Source organism: Rathayibacter tanaceti, from assembly GCF_001634385.1.
GTDB classification, from domain to species: domain Bacteria; phylum Actinomycetota; class Actinomycetes; order Actinomycetales; family Microbacteriaceae; genus Rathayibacter; species Rathayibacter tanaceti.
The window spans coordinates 1-4,057 of record NZ_LIIN01000176.1; the positions used below are offsets into that span (position 1 = coordinate 1).

Genomic DNA, 4,057 nt, shown 5'->3' on the forward strand with positions numbered 1-4,057 from the left:
GGTGTCGCCCAGCAGGCGGCCCGACTCCGCTCCGCGCCGCGCAACCGCGGCCGGATCGCCGAGGTTCCCCGCGAGCGCGCCGTAGTAGTCGAGTGCGTCGTCGATGGTGCGCGCAGGAGGTTCGGGCGCGAGCAGGGCGGTCTCGACCGTCAGTACGGCCCGGGACGCGTGGCCCGCGAGACCGCGGACATCCCACTCGCCCAGCCCCGGCTGCGTCCACTGCTCCTCGCGCACCTGCTCGAGCAGGCGCGCGAGCGCGGCGGCGGACGACTCGAACAGCGCAGCGGTGCTCATGGACCTCATGCTGCCACCCGGCTGCTCCATCCGTCGTCCACACTGGAGGGATGAGTACCCCGCGTCGCCCCGTCCCCGTCCCGCTCGCCGGCCGCGCGATCGTGCTCGAGCCCCTCGCCGCCGTGCACACCGAGCCGCTGCGCCGGGCGATCGTCCGCCCCGAGGTCTTCGCCGGTGGGTACGGAGGCGGCGCGGCCGGCCTGCCGACCACCTCCGAGGACTTCCACGCCTTCGTCGAGCGCTACTACCCGTGGCGCACGGGCATGCCCTACGCGGTGCTGCTCGAAGGACGAGTGGTCGGAACCACCTCGCTCGCCGACTTCGACGAGAACCGAGAGTCGGCTCATCTCGGCTGGACCGCTTACGCGCCCGAGGTCTGGGGCACCGCCGTGAACCCCGAGGCGAAGCGCCTCCTGCTCGGGCTCGCCTTCGACAGCGGCTACGAGCGGGTGAAGCTGCAGGCCGATGCGGCGAATGCGCGGTCGTGCGCGGCGATCCGGCGGCTCGGCGCTGTGTTCGAGGGAATGCTCCGGCACGATCAGCGGCGGGCCGACGGTTCGTGGCGCGACACAGCTGTGCACTCGATCCTGGCGGAGGAGTGGCCGGCGGTCCGGGAGGCGCTCGACCGCCGCATCGAGGAGGCGATAGCGCGCCCTGCGGCGCCCGCGCAACCGCTGACCGGACAGCGGATCCGGGAGTAGGAAGGACGCATGGACCGAATCCATGACGCCGGCAGCTCTGTGCTGACAGGAAGCGCGATCGCGCGGTCGCTGGTGCGCTACGCGGAGGCGCTGGCCATGACCAGGGTTCCATGACCGTCGATATCCCGATCCGTCAGGAGTCGGGGCGGGTGGGTCGCGCAGCGCTGCTGGTCGGTCCGGCCAGCCAGCTGTTCTCGGAGCACGAGGACGACGGGCTCGACGAGTTGCTGGACGAGGAGCTCGTCGAGAGCCTGAACCTGGAGGCTGCTCGCCTGGGTGTCTCGCATCCCGTCGCCGAGGAGGACGAGGGCGCCAGTGCTCCGCACGCGGTCGACGCCGAGATCCCGCGGTTCCACGTCGACGACGAGTCGTGATGTTTCCCGCGGGCTCGGCCTGCCGCGCCGGTAGAGTCGGCACGGACGACCCCGATCGCTTTCTGGCTGACGGGCGTCTTCCCGAACGGAGAACAGCCTGATGGGGCGACTGGTCTACGATTCCACCCTCGAGGCCGATTTCGACGATCGGCTGCTGGCCCACCTGCAGATCGTGATCGGGTCGAAGCTCGCGCGCAACGAGTCGTTCTACTTCTCGTGGAAGGATTCGCAGGCGGTCGGTGACGGGCGCACCTCGATCTGGTTGCATCCCTCGATCCCGCTGCGGTTCAAATACCACGGCGGCCGGGCACCCGCGGTCAACCCCGACTGGATCCGCCAGCTCTTGGCGGACTCTCACACTGCCCACGGTCTGCGGATCAGCGAAGAGCCCCACGGAGCCGCTCGCTCTGCCGAGGAGAACCTCCCGTGAAGCGGGTCGAGATCATCTACGGCGGGGCGCGGTTCAGCCTGAGCGACACGACTGCCGTCGAGGTCCGAGAGAGGGTCGAGCGCGCGTTGGACGGGTCGGCGTCACCCTGGATCACGGTGAATCAGGGCGAGGGGGAGCCGCGGGAGACATCGATCCTCATCACGTCGGGCGTCGCGTTCTCTGTCGCGGACGTCGCGCACTGAGGGCACGGAGCGTCGGAGGGCACGGGCGCCTGAACTCTCGGGTCCTCGCGCGTGGTCCTCGCCTGCGAGGACAGCTCGATGTCGGCGGGACTCTCCGTGGCGCACGAGCAGCTCGGGCGGTCCGGCCGTCGGGGGAGTGCACGTCTCCACGCTCCGCCTCCGCTCTGCCGGGAGCCAGGGGTGGCGCGGAGGCGTGCTACGGATCGGAGCCGGAGGAACGCTCCTCGGCCGAGACGGCGGAGATGACCGCGGCGAGCGTCTCGGGATCACCGAGGATCCGGAAGTGCCCGCCCGTCTCGATCCGCACGTTGACGGCCCCCTCGAGCATGCTGCCCTCGGGGATGTGCGGGTCGAACAGCCCGAACACCGAGGTGATCCGCCCATTCGCGCCGGCACGACTCGACAGCAGCAGGGTCGTCGCGTCGCGCGGCGAGAAGGCGCGGAGGCTCCGCAGGACGAGGTAGGGCGCGTAGCGGGAGCCGCCGAACGGAGTCGCCACGGCCACCATCCGACCGACCCGGCCCTCGGGGTCGAGTTCGGTCATCACGTACTTGCCGATCAGGCCGCCCTTGCTGTGCGCGACGATGACCACGTCGCGGAGGCCGTGCTCGGTGAGGTAGGCCGCCACGTCTTCCGCCGTGCTCGCGACAGGGCGGCCGTTGCGGCCGAGGCTCGTCAGGACGTGCAGCGGATGCCCGTGCTCGTGCAGCGGGTCGATGACCGGGCGGAGGAACGACCAGGTCTCCCAGATCCCCGGGAGGACCACGATCGGCCGCTTGTCGCCGTCGAGGTAGTCATCTGGAGCGCGGCGCGAGAGGAGGCCGCGCACCTGCCAGGCGACGGCGTAGGCGTAGTCGCGGATCCACCAGACCGCGTCCCGCACCAGGCGCCGAGGGCGGCTCATGCGACCGGCTCCGGGCACGCAGGCACGGGCGCGACGGGCGTCTCGCCGAGCGCGGCGGCGAAGCGGAGGATCTCGCGTGCGAGCGCCTCCGGCTCGGTCCGCGGGACGACGTGGCGCGACTGAGCGAATTCGACCCAACCTCCCTCTCGTGCCTGCGCGGTGAGGCGCTCGCACCAGCCGCGGGTGGCGATCGGATCGTCGCGGCCGCGCACGACGAGGACCGGCACCTCCAGCTCGGCGACATGCTTGAGCACGGGGTGCCGCAGCATCTCGGGCAGCTGGCGCAGGTACCAGCGGACGCCTCCGCGCAGGTAGTCGGCCAGCAGGAGCGCATCCACGCCCGCCGGTTCGCCGAGGCAGTCGCGCAGGAGCGCCAGCCCCTGCCTGACGGCGCCCGGGCGATCCGGGTCGACCACCGGTCCGATCAGCACCGCTCCGTCGACCAGCCCGGGCGCGCGCAGGCCCAGCTCGACCGCCACCTGCGACCCCATCGAGTGCCCGACGACGACCGCGCGCGAGACGCCCAGCCCGAGGAGCACCTGCTCGACGTGCCGCGCGTGGTCCTCGATCATGATCCTCCGCCGCGGACGCCGGTTGGCGCCGAAGCCGGCCAGGTCGACCCCGATCACGCGGCCGTGCCGCTTGAGCCGGGCGGCCAGCGGGGAGAAGGTGTGGTGCGACATCCCGATCCCGTGGATCAGGACGAACACGGCGTGCGCCCCGGCCGGCCCGGTGTCGACGGTGCGCAGCTCGACACCGTCGACCTCGTGTCGCACGGGGAGGACGCGGGCGGGCGGTGTCGGCAGCATTGTCCCAGGCTAGGGATCGGCGGCCCGGCCCGCGCGGGGATGCGCCCGCCTCCGCCGTGGTCTCGGCGGTATCGGCCCTGGGGAGGAGCCTCTTCTCCTCCTCCAGTCGGCGCAGCAGCTCGAGCTGTGCCGCCGGCACCCGGGCCTGGAGGTGGTGCGCGTAGGCCAGCGGCATGAAGCCGTTCGCGGGCGGGCCGGGCGCCAGCCCCTGCAGATGCGCGAGCAGCGCTCCGCCGCCTCCGGGCCGGCGAGCCCGAGCACCTCGGCGTTCTCCGTCAGCAGCCGCCGCGTGTCCTGGTCGAGCACCTCGTCTCCTCCCGGTGTCCGGCACCGTACCGCCCG

The 4,057-nt window shown here is 72.2% G+C and carries 7 protein-coding genes; 4 read left to right on the forward strand and 3 right to left on the reverse strand.

Annotated elements, in window-relative coordinates; all coding sequences use genetic code 11:
• The coding region (locus ACH61_RS14220) for a maleylpyruvate isomerase N-terminal domain-containing protein (RefSeq protein ID WP_201787618.1) at positions 1–294 on the reverse strand (294 nt) is incomplete at its 3' end.
• Positions 295–344: 50 nt separating this feature from the next.
• Here ACH61_RS14220 and ACH61_RS14225 point away from each other — a divergent pair.
• The 4 genes from ACH61_RS14225 to ACH61_RS14240 all read left to right on the forward strand — a co-directional run bounded on the left by ACH61_RS14225 (position 345) and on the right by ACH61_RS14240 (position 2,002).
• On the forward strand, positions 345–995 hold the full coding sequence (locus ACH61_RS14225) for a GNAT family N-acetyltransferase (RefSeq protein ID WP_068213261.1): 651 nt from the start codon (positions 345–347) through the stop codon (positions 993–995).
• A gap of 110 nt (positions 996–1,105) precedes the next feature.
• A complete protein-coding gene (locus ACH61_RS14230) occupies positions 1,106–1,369 on the forward strand; it encodes a hypothetical protein (RefSeq protein ID WP_068213264.1) in 264 nt (87 codons plus the stop codon).
• A 100-nt stretch (positions 1,370–1,469) separates the two neighbouring features.
• The gene (locus tag ACH61_RS14235) at positions 1,470–1,799 is read left to right on the forward strand and encodes a DUF7882 family protein (protein WP_068213266.1); all 330 of its coding nucleotides are present in this window, start codon (positions 1,470–1,472) and stop codon (positions 1,797–1,799) included.
• On the forward strand, positions 1,796–2,002 hold the full coding sequence (locus ACH61_RS14240; RefSeq protein WP_068213279.1) for a hypothetical protein: 207 nt from the start codon (positions 1,796–1,798) through the stop codon (positions 2,000–2,002). The genes ACH61_RS14235 and ACH61_RS14240 overlap by 4 nt, the downstream gene beginning before the upstream one ends.
• Positions 2,003–2,198: 196 nt before the next feature.
• On the opposite strand, the gene ACH61_RS14245 is transcribed toward ACH61_RS14240, so the two are convergent.
• Complete coding sequence (locus ACH61_RS14245) at positions 2,199–2,906, reverse strand: esterase/lipase family protein (protein ID WP_068213282.1); 708 nt, start codon at positions 2,904–2,906, stop codon at positions 2,199–2,201.
• Entirely contained in the window at positions 2,903–3,715 is an 813-nt protein-coding gene (locus tag ACH61_RS14250; protein ID WP_068213285.1) for an alpha/beta fold hydrolase, read from the reverse strand. Before ACH61_RS14250 ends, ACH61_RS14245 begins: the two co-directional genes overlap by 4 nt.
• Between the last annotated feature and the right edge of the window lie 342 nt (positions 3,716–4,057).